The organism is Amycolatopsis samaneae (assembly GCF_039541975.1).
Classification (GTDB): Bacteria; Actinomycetota; Actinomycetes; order Mycobacteriales; family Pseudonocardiaceae; genus Amycolatopsis; species Amycolatopsis samaneae.
The window spans coordinates 1-14343 of record NZ_BAABHG010000007.1 but is presented as its reverse complement, the minus strand read 5'-3'; the positions used below and the strand labels follow the sequence as shown (position 1 = coordinate 14343).

General features: G+C 70.3%; 16 protein-coding genes. 14 read left to right on the top strand and 2 right to left on the bottom strand.

From position 1 onward, the window contains the following. Window positions 1-4: 4 nt before the first annotated feature. Together ABD987_RS19035 and ABD987_RS19030 are read left to right on the top strand one after the other, a co-directional pair. Window positions 5-1066: an ROK family transcriptional regulator gene (locus tag ABD987_RS19035; RefSeq protein ID WP_345394888.1), complete on the top strand. Its 1062-nt coding sequence runs from the start codon at window positions 5-7 to the stop codon at window positions 1064-1066. A 36-nt stretch (window positions 1067-1102) separates the two neighbouring features. Then, a complete protein-coding gene (locus ABD987_RS19030) occupies window positions 1103-2662 on the top strand; it encodes a glycosyltransferase family 87 protein (protein ID WP_345394886.1) in 1560 nt (519 codons plus the stop codon). Between the two features lie 19 nt (window positions 2663-2681). Here ABD987_RS19030 and ABD987_RS19025 read toward each other — a convergent pair whose 3' ends face one another. After that, window positions 2682-3284 (bottom strand): Uma2 family endonuclease, encoded by a 603-nt coding sequence (locus ABD987_RS19025; RefSeq protein ID WP_345394883.1) that lies wholly within the window; start codon window positions 3282-3284, stop codon window positions 2682-2684. 49 nt (window positions 3285-3333) lie between these two features. Continuing rightward, window positions 3334-4110, bottom strand: a complete 777-nt coding sequence (locus ABD987_RS19020) for a deoxyribonuclease IV (RefSeq protein WP_345394880.1) — start codon at window positions 4108-4110, stop codon at window positions 3334-3336. A 115-nt stretch (window positions 4111-4225) separates the two neighbouring features. Here ABD987_RS19020 and ABD987_RS19015 point away from each other — a divergent pair, with 115 nt between their 5' ends. The 12 genes from ABD987_RS19015 to dnaB all read left to right on the top strand — a co-directional run bounded on the left by ABD987_RS19015 (window position 4226) and on the right by dnaB (window position 14189). Then, window positions 4226-5071, top strand: coding sequence for a hypothetical protein (locus ABD987_RS19015; protein ID WP_345394877.1), 846 nt, complete (start codon window positions 4226-4228; stop codon window positions 5069-5071). A 131-nt stretch (window positions 5072-5202) separates the two neighbouring features. Further along, window positions 5203-6096 (top strand): hypothetical protein, encoded by an 894-nt coding sequence (locus ABD987_RS19010; RefSeq protein ID WP_345394874.1) that lies wholly within the window; start codon window positions 5203-5205, stop codon window positions 6094-6096. A gap of 85 nt (window positions 6097-6181) precedes the next feature. Continuing rightward, window positions 6182-7093 (top strand): hypothetical protein, encoded by a 912-nt coding sequence (locus ABD987_RS19005; protein WP_345394871.1) that lies wholly within the window; start codon window positions 6182-6184, stop codon window positions 7091-7093. Window positions 7094-7204: 111 nt separating this feature from the next. Next, on the top strand, window positions 7205-7531 hold the full coding sequence (gene rpsF / locus ABD987_RS19000; protein WP_345394868.1) for a 30S ribosomal protein S6: 327 nt from the start codon (window positions 7205-7207) through the stop codon (window positions 7529-7531). Window positions 7532-7551: 20 nt separating this feature from the next. Continuing rightward, entirely contained in the window at window positions 7552-8058 is a 507-nt protein-coding gene (locus ABD987_RS18995; protein ID WP_345394865.1) for a single-stranded DNA-binding protein, read from the top strand. Window positions 8059-8136: 78 nt separating this feature from the next. Then, entirely contained in the window at window positions 8137-8385 is a 249-nt protein-coding gene (rpsR, locus tag ABD987_RS18990) for a 30S ribosomal protein S18 (RefSeq protein WP_003098744.1), read from the top strand. Window positions 8386-8397: 12 nt separating this feature from the next. After that, entirely contained in the window at window positions 8398-8856 is a 459-nt protein-coding gene (gene rplI, locus ABD987_RS18985) for a 50S ribosomal protein L9 (RefSeq protein ID WP_345394862.1), read from the top strand. Window positions 8857-9106: 250 nt separating this feature from the next. Next, complete coding sequence (locus ABD987_RS18980) at window positions 9107-9475, top strand: hypothetical protein (RefSeq protein ID WP_345396144.1); 369 nt, start codon at window positions 9107-9109, stop codon at window positions 9473-9475. Continuing rightward, window positions 9472-10065 carry a DUF3558 domain-containing protein gene (locus ABD987_RS18975; RefSeq protein WP_345394859.1) on the top strand — a complete coding sequence of 198 codons (594 nt, stop codon included), beginning with the start codon at window positions 9472-9474 and terminating at the stop codon, window positions 10063-10065. The genes ABD987_RS18980 and ABD987_RS18975 overlap by 4 nt, the downstream gene beginning before the upstream one ends. 9 nt (window positions 10066-10074) lie before the next feature. After that, window positions 10075-11397 carry a PPE domain-containing protein gene (locus ABD987_RS18970; RefSeq protein ID WP_378214203.1) on the top strand — a complete coding sequence of 441 codons (1323 nt, stop codon included), beginning with the start codon at window positions 10075-10077 and terminating at the stop codon, window positions 11395-11397. An 87-nt stretch (window positions 11398-11484) separates the two neighbouring features. Further along, entirely contained in the window at window positions 11485-12282 is a 798-nt protein-coding gene (locus tag ABD987_RS18965) for an ESX secretion-associated protein EspG (RefSeq protein WP_345394853.1), read from the top strand. A 497-nt stretch (window positions 12283-12779) separates the two neighbouring features. Further along, window positions 12780-14189: a replicative DNA helicase gene (gene dnaB, locus ABD987_RS18960; protein ID WP_345396141.1), complete on the top strand. Its 1410-nt coding sequence runs from the start codon at window positions 12780-12782 to the stop codon at window positions 14187-14189. The last annotated feature ends 154 nt before the right edge of the window (window positions 14190-14343 follow it).

The window sequence follows — 14343 nt, the reverse complement described above, 5'->3', positions numbered from 1 at the left end:
GGACATGTCGGAAACCGGGGTCAATCTGCGCGGGGTACGCCAGCACAATCGCGCCCTGCTGCTCACCCACATTCTGCGCGCGGGCGGGCTGAGCCGCGTCGAGCTCGCCGAGCGCACCGGGCTGACCCAGCAGGCGGTGTCGAAGATCGTCCCCGAGCTGGTCGCCCTCGGCCTGCTCGACGAGGAACGCCAGCCCGCGTCCGGTGTCGGCAAACCCCGCACCCTCCTGCGGATCCGCGCGCACGCCCGGCACGCGATCGGGGCGCGGCTCGACCGCGACGAGTTCCACGTCCTCCGCACGGACCTGACCGGCGCCGTCGAGGCGTCGATCGGTGGCCCCCTCCCGCTGGGCTTCACGCCCGAGCAGGCCGTCACCGCGATCGCCGACGCGACCCGGCAGCTCGCCGTCGGGGCCGAAGGCGTACTCGGCCTCGGCGTCGGCGCCGTCGGACCGCTCGACCACGACGCCGGGATCGTCCGCGGCGCGACCAACATGCCCGGCTGGCACGACATCCCGCTGCGCGATCTCCTCGCCGAACGGACCGGGCTGCCGGTGACGCTGGACAAGAACACCAACACCGCCGCGTTCGCCCGGAACTGGCCGCACGCGGACAACACCGCGACGGCGGTGGTGCTGGTCGGCACCGGCATCGGCGTCGGGCTGCTCATCGACGGCAGGCTCTACCGGGGGCCACGCACGAACGCGGGCGAGTTCGGGCACACCACGCTGGCCTTCGACGGGCCGCGCTGCGGATGCGGACGCCGTGGCTGCGTCGAGGTCCTCCACAACACCGCGGCGGACACCGAGACGGCGGCGGGCCTGCTCGGCATCGGGCTCGCCGATCTGGTGCAGGTCCTCGACCTCGAACGGATCGTGCTGGCGGGCCGCGCGGTGCGGGCCGCGCCGGAGGTCTACCGCGACACCGTGCTCGCCCGCCTGGGTGAGCTGCTGCCCCTGCCGCGATGGCAGCGCATCGAGGTCGAAGTGGACGGTCTCGGCGAGAAAATCGTGTCCCGCGGCGCCGCCGCGGAAGTGCTGTCGAAGTTCTTCGTGGACCCAAGATGACATGGTCGTGACTTACCGACCGGTACCATCCGCGACGTGTCCGACCAGACCATCGCCCCCGAGCCCGAAGGCGCTCCGGCCACGCTCTCCTCCCGGGACCGGATCGTCCCGAGCCGGACCGACCCGGTGATCGCCGCGGTGACCAGACCGCTGGGCGGACCGCTCGGGGAACACGCGGCCGTCGGCAGGCACTGGTTCTGGTCGCCGCAGCGGGTCGGCCTGCTGCTGGCCGTGCTCGCGCTGGTGCTGTGCTGGTTCGGCAAGGCGTCCTGCATCCAGCAGTACACCGACGGCGCGGGCACCACCCAGCTCGACTGGCGGTCGGGCCGCCCGTTCGTCGCGATGTGCTACTCCGACGTCGTCCCGCTCTACTCCTCCGAGCACCTGAACGACCCGGACAAGTTCCCTTACACCTCGTCGTGGCTCGAAAGCACCCAAACCGCGGAGAACGGCACGCGGTACATGGAGTACCCGGTCGTCACCGGGCTCTTCCAGTGGGCGAACGCGCGGCTGGCCGACGGCTGGCTCACGCTGTCGAACGCGGGCTGGCTTCCCGGCGCGATCCCGGTGGCGGTGTACTTCAACCTCGTCGCGTTCTGGCTCGCGCTCGCCTGGCTGGTGACGGTGTGGGCGACCGGCCGCGTCGCGAAACGCCGCCCGTGGGACGCCGTACTGGTGGCGATCTCCCCGCTGGTGCTGGTCCACGCGTTCACCAACTTCGACGCCATCGCCACCGCGTTCACCGCGGCAGGCCTGCTCGCCTGGTCCCGCAAACGGCCGTGGCTGACCGGACTGCTGCTCGGCCTCGGCGCGGCCGCGAAGCTCTACCCGCTGTTCCTGCTCGGCGTGCTGTTCGTGCTGTGCCTGCGCGCGGGCAGACTCCGCGAATGGGGCCGCGCCGCCGGGGTCACGGCCGGCACCTGGCTGGTCGTCAACGTGCCGTTCCTGGTGTTCGCGACCCGCGGCTGGGAGGAGTTCTTCCGGCTCAACACCCTGCGCCCGATGGACCCGGACTCGCTCTACAACGTCTTCGCGTACTTCACCGGCTGGACCGGGTTCGACGGGATCCTCCAAAAAGGACAGAACCCGGTCTGGCTCAACGCGGTGGTCGCCGTGCTGTTCCTGGCCTGCTGCGCCGGACTCGCCTACGTGGCGCTCACCGCGCCCCGGCGCCCGCGCGTCGCGCAGCTCGCCTTCCTCGTGGTGGCCGCGTTCCTGCTGACGAACAAGGTGTGGAGCCCGCAGTACTCACTGTGGCTCGTGCCGCTGGCGGTGCTGGCGATCCCGCGCTGGCGGCTGCTGCTCGGCTGGATGGTGATCGACGCGCTGGTGTGGGCGCCGCGGATGTTCTACTACCTCGGCGTCGATCACAAGGGCCTGCCCGAGAGCTGGTTCCTCGGCACGGTGATCGTGCGGGATCTGGCCGTCGCCGGGCTGTGCGTGCTGGTGCTGCGGGAGATCTACCGGCCCGCCACCGATCCGGTGCGGCTGGCCGGTGACGACGACCCGGCGGGTGGTGTCCTGGACGGGGCGGCCGACCGGTTCCGGCCCCGCGCGAAACCCCGGCACCGCGCCGAAACCGTGCCGACGTCCTGACCGCGGCCGGGAACAGGAGTCAGTCGAGCAGATCCCGGGGGTCGAGCCGAACCGGGAACCGGTTCCCCTGGTGATCCGCGACCATGGTGGTGAACGGGCCGGTGTGGCCGCCGGGGTCCTGGTAGCCGCCGGAATCGCCGTCCAGCCGGCAGGGCATCAGCGAGACCGGGCTGCGCAGGTCGGCGATCCAGTACTGCGGGATACCGGCGGCGGCGTACTCCGCCCGCTTGGTCACGAAGTCCGTCCGTTCGGAACCCGGCGAAACCACCTCCGCCACGACCACGACCTCGGACGCGCGCAACAGCCCGTCCTCACGGTTGGCCCTTGCCAAGCCGTCCTCGGTGACGACCAGGAGGTCAGGGCGCCGAGACCAGCCCGGCTCGCCGGGGCGGGCGAATTCGAGATCCAGATCGACGTCGGGCACGACCCGCAGCGAACGCGGCAGCTGCTCCTTCACCCGCGCGCACAGCTCGTAGACCGCGATCATGTGCGTCGGCGCAGGACTCGGCGACACCAGGAGACGGCCTTCCATGAGTTCGTATCGGCCGTGCTCGATCTCACCGAGCGCCACGTAGTCCTCGATGCTGAGTAGCTCGGCGGGAGGCACCGGAACCGCGGTCATGACCCCTCCTTCACCTCAAGCGCCATCGTCCCACGCCGCAACGACACTGTCAGGAAGCGAGGGCCTTCCGCAGGTAGGCGATGTCGGCGGCCTGGCCGTCGCCCGGTGTCTCGACGACCACCGGCGCGTTCGCCTCGCGGGCCACCGCGACGAGCAGTTCGGGATCGATCGTGCCGTCGCCGCCGATGATGTTGGCGTGCCGGTCGCGGGTGGAGCCGAACTCGTCGCGGGAGTTGTTGAGGTGCACCAGGTCGATCCGGCCGGTGATGGCCTTGATCTTCGCCACCGCGTCCGCCAGGTCCCAGCCCGCGGCGAACGCGTGGCAGGTGTCGAAGCAGAACCCGGCGCCGAACTCGCCGACCTTGTCCCACAGCCGCGCGATCGTGTCCATGTCACGGGTCATCGCGTTGTCGCCGCCCGCGGTGTTCTCGATCAGGATCGGCACCGCGAACCCGCCCTTTTCGGCCTCGCGCTCGAACAGCTTGCGCCAGTTCAGCAGGCCCTCTTCGGCGTCCTCGCCGTCGCGGACGTGCCCGCCGTGCACGATCAGCCCCTTCGCGCCGATCGCGGCCGCGCCGTTCGCCTGCTGGGTGACGTTCTTCCGCGAGGGGATGCGGATCTTGTTGTTCAGCGAAGCCACGTTGATCAGGTACGGCGCGTGGATGAACACCTCGACCGGGTGATCCTTGATCGCGTCGCCGTGCGGATGCGGCTTCGGGGCCTTCCAGCCCTGCGGGTCGGAAAGGAAGAACTGGACGACGTCGGCTTCGCGTTCGGCGACCGCGGACAGGGGATCGTCGTCACGGACGTGGGCGCCAATCTGCATGTGCGGCACGCTACTCCGGGCGAACCTCGCCCCTTATGGCCCGGTTGGTGACGCTCGTGGAGTACGGTGAGCGCGTTCCGTGATCCACGTTGGCTGAAAGGCCGGAGGCGACTCTATGGGGAAGAACGCGCGCCGGATCACCGTCCTGGGGTTCGTCACGGCCATCGCGGGCACGCTCGCCCTTCCGGGGCAGGCTGCCGCGGCCGGCAAACCGGATCCGACGCTCGGCGGCGACTGCGCGGCCTCCCTGCAGAAGGGCAAGCCGGGTTCCGGGCTCACGCTGGACGCCGGCGCGCCGCTCGCCGCGCCGGGCGCGCTCACCGTGGGGCTGGACTCGACGTCGAAGGCCAAGGACGGCAAGGACCCGCTGCTGAAACTCCCCGTGGGGGACGCGGTCAAGGCGCTCGGCGTTGGCGAGGTCCCGGTCGTCGGCGACGCGGCCGCCAAGGGCGTGTGCCCGGTGGCGCAGGGGGTCGCCAACACCGTCGGGGACACCACCCAGAACCTGCTGCGCGGTGCCACCGGTCAGCCGCCACCCGGCGAGGAGCCGCCCGGGCAGCAGCCACCGCAGCAGCCGCCACCCGGTCAGGACCCGAAGCCGACGCCCCCGGTCCCGCCCGGGCCCGGCGAGCCGGGCGGACCGGGCTCGACTCCCGGCAACCACCTCGATCCGGTCGTCATCGGCCCCGGCGTGCCCGGTGGCGTCGGCGACTCGATCGCCGGATTGGGCGCCGGGCTCGTGCTGCCCGCGAACTTCACCCAGGCGCCGGTGATCACCCAGGTCGTCCCCGGCCAGGTCCCGGACACCCAGGTGCCGACGGTCGACCAGAAGCCGGGCACCGCGCAGGCGCTGCCGACCGCGATGCCACCGCAGAAGCTGCCGATGCTGCTCGCTGTGCTGGCGCTGGCCGTCGTCGCGGCCGCGCTGGTCCGGGCGTGGCTCCGCGGCAAGGCCGCTTGACCCCTCTCCGCTACGGCCCGTGACGCCCGTTTCCACTCGAATGCGCGAAAGCTTCGAGGGAGCGGGCGTCACTCGTCTTCGTTACCGTCGTTGTCCTGGGTGAGAACCGACGGCGGGGAAAGGGACCGGCCATGCAGAGTCGTGTACGGAGGGCAACCGCGGTAGGCGCGTCCGCCTTCGTTCTCGCCGGTTCGGCCGCACTGGCCATGCCCGGCGCCGCCACCGCGGCCGAAAGCAAAACCGTCCCGTGTGGCAGCTCCGTCACCGCGAAGCCGGGCGACACGATCTTCGGTTCCACCCCACTGCTCGGCATCCCGCTCAACCTGGGCATCGTCGGCCAGGTCTCCGGAGTGCTCACCGGGACGATCAACGCCCTGCTCGGCACCGTGTGCAAGGTGACCGTGACCGTGGTGGACACCGTGGTCGCGCCGGTCCCGGTCGTCGGCGCGCCCGCCGCGAGCGCGATCAACCAGGGCGTCGCCGGTGTCACGAACGGCGCGAGCCAGGCACTCACCGGCGGCGGCAAGCCCGCGCCCGAGAAGCCCGCGCCAGGGTCTCCGCCACCGCAGCAGGGCGGGCCCGGTGCTCCCGGCGCGCCCGCGCAGGGCGGCCCCCGGCAGAGCACGGTGCCCATTCCGGAGGCCAACAGCCCGGTGCTCGCGGGCGGGTACAGCCCGAGCTTCGACGGGCTGCCGTTCGCGCTGTCCACCGGTTACGCGCCGATGCGGGACTACAGCGACATCCCGATCTCGCTCGCCGGCCTGTTCTCCCCGGCCCCCGGCCTCCGCTACGGCGGCCAGATCCCGGGCTACGCCCCGCAGTACGGGCTTTCGGAGGAGCAACAGGCACCGAACGGTGGCGCGGCCGAGATCCAGAACGCGGGACAGGCGGTGGCGCTACCGGGCTCCGGTGGTCCCTCGAACGGCGCCGGTCTGCCCGTGCTCGTCGCCGTGCTGGCACTCTCCGGAGTCAGCGCGGGCCTTGTCCGTACCTGGGTTCTTCGCCGAATGGCCGCTACTCATTAGCCCGACTGCCGAGTATCTTTCCGTGGAGTCACTCGTTGACCCTGGTGCCATCGACGACGCCCACGGACCCTGGAGGACAGCGCTCGTGCGGAAACTCCCCACCTGGCAGACGACCCGCAAGGCACTGACCGCCACCGCACTCGCCGCACTCGTGACCGGCGGCGCCTTCCTGAGCTCCGGCACCGCGTCGGCCGCGACCACGCTCGCGAACGGGTGCAGCGGCACAGTCAACGGCAGCATGGGCGACACCGTCGCCGTGCAGGGTTCGTCGGTGAAGGAACTCGTCCGCACCGCGGCACGCGAGCAGGTCGGCCTCTTCAACTTCCTGACGGTCTGGCCGGACGCGCTGGCCGACACCATCGCGAACAAGGGCGCGCTCGGCGTCGGCCAGGTGCCCCAGTCCGCGGGCGGCCCGATCCAGGGCGACGCCATCGGCACGGCGGTGTCGAACGCGCTGAAGGGCTCGAACGGCCTCGGCGTCCTGCCGAGCACCCAGAACCAGGTGCTGTCGGCCATCCAGAAGAAGGTCGCGGGCAACTGCGGGCTGACCACGCTGGCCACCAACTACTCCCCGCCGAGCACGCCGCGGTCCGACCCGGCCTCGCCCGGCTCGCGGCCCGGCGGCGCGGGCGCCAGCACCTCGCCGAACGGCGGCGGGAACCTGGCCAACCTGCTCCCCGGATCCGGCACCGGCACCGCGCCGCAGCGGGACTACAGCGGCATCCCGACGGCGACCCCCGGCGTCGCGGTCGCCCCCGGCGTCCGTTACCCGGCCACCGGGCAGCTGCCCGGCGACGGCACGGCGCCGCAGTTCGGCCAGGGCCAGGACGGCAGCAGCGGACAGGGCGCGGACATCCGCAACGCGGGCAACGCCGAGTCCCTCGCCTCGTCGAACGCCGTGAACACCGTCCAGCTGCCGATGCTGCTCGCGGTGATCGTGCTGGCCGGCGTCACCGCCGGACTGGTCCGGACCTGGGTGCTGCGCCGGACGAGCTGAGCCCCGGGACCCTGCGCGCGGAACTGTCGGTACCCGTAGGTACGCTCTACCCCGACATACCCTCCTGCCATGGAACGTCCATGGCCGCGAGCCCATAGGAGGTGAGTGGTTGTGTCACGCCATTACGAGGTAATGGTCATCCTGGACCCCACGCTCGACGAGCGCACGGTGGCCCCGACCCTGGACAACTTCCTCAACGTGATCCGTACTTCGGGCGGAGCCGTGGAGAAGGTCGACGTCTGGGGACGCCGTCGCCTTTCGTACGAGATCAAGAAGCACGCCGAGGGCATCTACGCCCTGCTGGACCTGAACTCCACGGCCGACGCCGTCAAGGAGCTCGACCGCCAGCTCTCGCTGCAGGAAACCGTCCTGCGCACCAAGGTCATGCGCCGCGAGGTCAAGCGCGCCGCGGCCAAGCCCGCCGCCGCCAAGGCCTGAGCCGAAGGGAACGTCCCCCGATGGCTGGAGACACCGTCATCACGGTGATCGGCAACCTGACGTCCGACCCGGAACTCCGCTTCACCCCGTCCGGCGCGGCGGTCGCGAACTTCACGGTCGCGTCCACGCCCCGCACGCTCGACCGGCAGTCCGGCGAGTGGAAGGACGGCGAGGCGCTGTTCCTGCGCTGCAACATCTGGCGTCAGGCGGCGGAGAACGTCGCCGAGTCGCTGACCCGCGGCGCGCGGGTGGTCGTGCAGGGCCGGCTCAAGCAGCGGTCCTTCGAGACCAAGGAAGGCGAGAAGCGCACCGTCGTGGAGCTCGAGGTCGACGAGATCGGCCCGTCCCTGCGGTACGCCACGGCCAAGGTGAACAAGGTCAGCCGCGGTAGCGGCGGCGGTGGTGGCGGCGGCTTCGGCGGCGCACCCTCCGGTGGTGGCGGCGGCGCGCCCGCCGACGACCCGTGGGGCTCGGCCCCGCCCGCCAGCAGCGGTGGCGGCGGCTTCTCCGACGAGCCGCCCTTCTGATCGGCGCCGCCCGAGGGCCCGGACGGCCCCGGCGCGCGCGAGCTACGCAACCAAACGTGAAATTTCCAGGAGTACACAGTGGCCAAGCCACCCATTCGTAAGCCCAAGAAGAAGGTCTGCGTGTTCTGCAAGGCCGAGAAGAAGGGCCGTCCGGAACTGATCGACTACAAGGACACGAACCTGCTGCGGAAGTACATCTCCGACCGCGGCAAGATCCGTGCCCGCCGGGTCACCGGCAACTGCAGCCAGCACCAGCGGGACATCGCCATCGCGGTGAAGAACTCGCGCGAGATGGCGCTGCTGCCCTACACGTCGACTGCGCGCTGAGGGAGCTGAGTCATGGCGAAGATCATTCTCACCACCGACGTGGCGAACCTCGGCGGCCCCGGCGACATCGTCGAGGTCAAGGACGGGTACGCCCGTAACTACCTGCTCCCGCGTGGCTACGCGATCGTGGCCACCAAGGGTGCCGAGAAGAACGTACGGACCATCAAGCGGGCGCAGGAGAGCCGTCGCATCCGCGACCTCGACCACGCCAAGGAGATCAAGGCGGTCCTGGAGGGCCTCGGCGCCGTTCAGCTGTCCGCCAAGGCGGCCGAGGGCTCCAAGAAGCTCTTCGGCTCGATCACCTCGGGCGACATCATCGACGCGATCAAGGCCGCCGGCGGTCCGCTGCTGGACAAGCGCGTTATCGAGCTGCGTGAGCACATCAAGACCGTGGGCAAGCACTCCGCCACCGCGCGGCTGCACCCGCAGGTGAAGGTCGACGTGCGGCTCGAGGTCAAGGCCGCCAAGTAGGCCAGGCCCGCGCTTCAGGCGTAACTGAAGTGAAGGCGGGGTGCTTCCCGATCGGGAGGCACCCCGCCTTCACGCTTTTCGGGGAACCCCACGCCGCGCGGGCGCGTCGGACCCAGGACGGTTCGGCTTGACGGGGGCCCGGGGCATTATGAGACTCATTGGTGCGCATGGGGACGCAAAGGGGATGTAGCGAACGATGCCTGACGGGTACGACAGCAACGCCGAGCAGCGGCGCCAGGAAAAGGTCAGCATGGAGGCGCCGAAGACCTCGGCGACCCCGGCCGGGAACAGCGGCGGCGGAGGTGGCGGGTTCTCCTTCGACGCGGACAAGATCGACGGCGTCATCAAGAAGTGGCAGGACCTGCAGACCCAGCTCAAGAACGACGCCGCCGACGCGGACCTGATGGCGGGTATCAAGGCGCCGGGCAAGGAGTTCGCGAGCGGCGACTGGGAGAAGCTGGCGAACCCGTCCGGCAAGGCGTTCCTGGAGCAGAACAAGAAGATGCAGGAGTACGTCAAGAACTACGTCGACGCCCTGCTCGACGCGAAGAAGAAGATCACCACCAAGGAAGCCGAGACCCAGGCGGACATGTCGAAGGCGGGGAAGCAGAGTTCATGAGTACTCGACGTCCCCTGCTGCTCGCTGTCGCCGCGGCCGCGCTCACCGTCGCGGGTTGTTCGGGCACGACCGGCGGCACCGCGGCGCCCGCGCCCTCGTCGGCGGACTCCGCCACCGGGCCGGGCGGCGGTTCCGCGCCGAAGGTCCCGGCCCCGTTGAACGTGTCGTCGCTGCAGAGCAACGCGTGTGCGGCGCTGTCCCCGGCGAAGCTCAGCACGCTGAAGCTCGGCACCGGCACCCCGCGCAGCAGCTCGGGCAACCCGTCCTGCGTCTACACCTACACCGACGAGCCGGGCAACCAGATCAACCTCGCCGTCGTGACGGACAACAAGAACGGGCTGAGCGACGTCTACGACACCAAGGCGAACCAGGAGTACTTCGAGCCGACCCAGGTCGCCGGGTACCCGGGGGTTTACGCGGCGGCGAAGGACTACCGCACCAGCGGCCAGTGCGGACTCTTCGTCGGGGTCACCGACCAGCTGTCGGTGAAGATCCTCGCGCAGCTGGACCGGGGATCGGATGCCAAGACGCCGTGCCCGGTGGTGGAGAAAATCGGCGAAGCGATGATTCAGACGCTGAAAGAGGGCTGAGCCATGGTGCTGTTCCTGCTCCCGATCGTCGCCGGGTTCTCGGCCTACAACATGGCGACCACGCACTCGAACGACTACGAGTCGGCGCAGGGCGATCGCAAGATCAACTGCTACGACATCTGGGAAAAGATCTACCACGGCCCCGGCCCGGGCTCCATCGAGGAGGGTCAGGGCGCGGCCAACCGGCTCAAGGGTTCCTACCAGGACCGGCTGAACACCATCGACCAGCTGGCCAAGGAGATGGACGCCGCGTGGACCGGGCAGGGCTCCGAGGCCGCGCAGCAGGCGGGCGCGCACCCGCTGCGGGCGTGGATGGACGACTCCGGCAAGAAGCTGGCCGACAGCGACAAGTACCTCGGCGAGCAGCACACGGCGTTCACCACGGTGAAGGCCAAGGTCGTCGAGGTGCCGAAGGACCCGCCGAAGAACAACCTGCTGAACTCGATCACGCCGTGGACCACCGACACCGACCGGGCCATCCGCGACTACAACCGCAACGGCCAGGCGAACGTCGACGCGTTCAACGAGTACTTCACGGCGAGCAACACCAACGGCCAGAAGATGCCGACCTACAACGCGTTGGAGGGGCAGCAGCGCAACGTCGAGGTCGATCCCGGCAAGGACGACGGCAAGAAACCGGGCGACGACGGCAAGAAGCCCGGCGGCGGCGTTCCTCCTGGCGGCGGTGTGCCCCCCGGTGGCATGCCTCCCGGCGGTGGGATTCCGCCTGGCGGCATCCCGATTCCCGGCGGCGGGCTGCCGCCCGGCGGTTACAAACCGGGTGACCTGCCGAAGATTCCCGGCGGCGACTACCGGCCGCCGGACATCCCCGGTTACAAGCCGGACATTCCCGGCAGCGACTACCAGCGGCCGAACGTGCCGGGCTGGAACGACAACACCAACGCGTCCGGCTGGACCCCGCCGAAGATCCCCGGCAGCGGTTTCGGCGGCGGTGGCGGCGGCTTTGGCCCCGGCGGGGGCGGCGGGGTCGACATCCCCGGTGGCGGGTTCGGGCCCGGCGGCGCGGACTCCGGCTTCGGCCCCGGTGGGGCCGGGTTCGGCCCTGGCGGGAGCGGCACCGGGGCCGCGATCCCCGGCAGCGGCGCGGCGGGCGCCGGAGCCGGTGGTGCTGGCGCCGCCGGTGCGGGTGGCGCGGGCGCGGCGGGCGCCGGGCGTGCCGGAATGGGTGGCGGCATGGGCGGTATGGGCCACGGTGCCAAGGGCAAGGGCGGCGAGGACGAGGAGCGCAGCTCGAAGTTCCTGCTCGGCGACGACCCCAACGACATCTTCGGCACCGACGAGCTGACCGCACCGCCCGTCATCGGCGAGTAAGCCATCCGGTCAGGCCGGGCACGTGCCAAGATGGGCGCGCCCGGCGTGTCCGGGCGCCCGCAGACATTCACCAGGGGGGAACCAGCGGTGCTGGACAAGCAGGTCACGGTCACGACCGGCACCTTGATCAACCTGATCCGCCGTCGTGGCGGCGAGCCGCATCTGATCCTCGCCGAGGTACCGACCTGGTACAGCGACGAGGCTCAGCGCACCGAGGACGAGCGCACCAACGCCGAGCTCGCCGCGCAGGGCCTCACCGGTCCGCGCGGGGTGCATCCCGGACTGATCGCGACGCTGGAGGCGGTCGCCAGGCCGCAGCTGGAGTACTACGGCTGGGTCGACGGCGGCTACGAGGGCAGGTCGCTGAGCTATTCCCTGTACGCGGGCAGCGCGGGCGGTGAAGGGTTCGTGCTGGCCAAGCACGGCGAGTACGACCAGGTCGTGCTGGCCTCGACGCACCCGAGCGAGGTGCTGGACGGCTTCCTCGGGCAGATCCCCAAGCTCGCCCCGGGCCGGGGGCGCGCGCTGTCGGTGCCGAAGAGCGAGCTGGACTCCTCGGGCGGGTCCGCGAGCGCCCGGGACGACGGCTACTCGGTCCTGCGCGGCGACCGGCCGAGCGCGGCCGGGCAGGAGGCGGAGGAGCTTCGCCGCATCCTCGCGTTACGCCGAATGGGGAGCGGCAGCCTGTACGTCGCGGCGCGGAACCGCAGCGGGAGCAGGCAGCGGATCGAACGCCCGGTGAACTACATCGATACCTCGGAAGGCCGCTGGCTGACCGAAGAGGTACCGGGGCGTGGCGAGCCTCGGATCGCCTTCACCCCGGCCGACCAGCGGGTTCTCGGCGAACGGTTACGCAGCGCACAGGGCAGGCTCAGCGCGGGCTGAGCGCTACCACCGTTCAGCCCACCGGGTCATCGCTCTACGCTCCGTAGTATTCATCCACAGGTGACGCTGTCCACAGGGTGCGCCGACCTTCGCGACACGCCGATCAACGGACTTCCCGCGACACGCCGTACGAGTTTCGATGAAGTTCTCCACAGCTTACACACAGGGCTTGACCTGCGACTTTGCTAACTTGCCCCAAGTTTGTCCCCAAGTTACCCACAGGCTCGCGGCCACCTGTGATTGATTGCCCCCATCCATCCCCAGCTTGTCCACAACGCCGTCCCCAACCGGAATTGCATTGCTCCGTCCGGGGGTTCTACGGTTGCCCGCCGGGCCGGGCACTCAGGGTGCTCTCCGGCGACGTTCCCGGCGTTTCTCCGCCACGGGAATCCGTCGCGGGGACATGATCGGGGCAGGCACCGTGGCCGGGTGGGAAAGCAGGGGAAAGTCCGGCATAATCGAACTGTTGTTCGAGTGACGAGGAGGTGTCCGCAGCGGTGGCGCTGACCGACGACCGCGGTCCGACGTACGCGGATTCGGACCCGGGTCCGGCCGATCCCGGCCCCCGGCCCGGCGAGTTCGACCGCCAGCCGCCGCAGGACATGGCGGCCGAGCAGTCCGTGCTCGGCGGCATGCTGCTGTCCAAGGACGCGGTCGCCGACGTCATCGAGGCACTCGGGCCCGACGACTTCTACCGGCCGGCGCACCAGGCCATCTACGACTGCATTCTCGACCTCTACGGCCGCGGCGAGCCCGCCGACCCGATCACCGTGTCGGCCGAGCTGGAGCGTCGCGGCGAGCTGGGCAGGGTCGGCGGCGCGCCGTACCTGCACACGCTGATCGCGATGGTGCCGACGGCCGCCAACGCCGGGTACTACGCCGAGATCGTCTCGGAGAAGGCGGTACTGCGCCGCCTCGTCGAGGCGGGCACCCGGATCGTGCAATACGGCTACGGTGCCGCGGCGGGGGACGGGGCGAACATCGACGAGGTCGTCGACCGCGCCCAGGCCGCGATCTACGACGTCACCGAGCGGCGCACCAGTGAGGACTACGTCGCGCTGGAGGATCTGCTCCAGCCGACCATGGACGAGATCGACGCGATCGCCTCGCGCGGCGGGCAGGCCCAGGGCATCCCCACCGGTTTCGCCGACTTCGACGAGCTGACCAACGGCCTGCACCCCGGCCAGATGATCATCGTCGCGGCGCGCCCCGGTGTCGGTAAGTCGACACTCGGCCTGGACTTCGCCCGGTCGGCCTCGATCAAGCACGGCATGACCAGCGTCATCTTCTCGCTGGAAATGAGCCGGACCGAGATCGTCATGCGCATGCTCTCGGCCGAGGCGCGGATCCGCCTCGCCGACATGCGCGGCGGCAAGATGTCCGACGACGACTGGACCCGGCTGGCCCGGCGGATGAGCGAGGTGTCCGAGGCGCCGCTGTTCGTCGACGACTCGCCGAACATGACGATGATGGAGATCCGCGCGAAGGCCCGGCGGCTCAAGCAGCGGCACGACCTCAAGCTCGTCGTCCTCGACTACCTGCAGCTGATGACCTCCGGCAAGCGCGTCGAATCGCGGCAGCAGGAGGTCTCGGAGTTCTCCCGGCAGATGAAGCTGCTGGCCAAGGAGATCGAGGTCCCGGTGATCGCGATCAGCCAGCTGAACCGTGGTCCGGAGCAGCGGACGGACAAGCGCCCGATGCTGTCCGACCTGCGTGAGTCCGGCTCACTGGAGCAGGACGCCGACCTGGTCATCCTGGTCAACCGCCCGGACGCGTGGGAGCGGGACGACCCGCGCGCGGGCGAAGCCGACCTGATCATCGCGAAGCACCGCGCGGGGCCGACCGCGACGATCACCGTCGCCCATCAGCTGCACTACAGCCGCTTCGCCGACCTCGCCCACGACTGACCGCGACGCTTGTAGGGTCTGACGGCTGGCTTCATCTCTGCTTCATTTGTGAAGCGGAGATGAGACTGGGTCGTCCGCGCAGTGCCGCGGACACACCGAGGCAGGTCCGCACCGGCACGATGGTGCCCTCGCCACTGACGCTCAGGGCATTGGG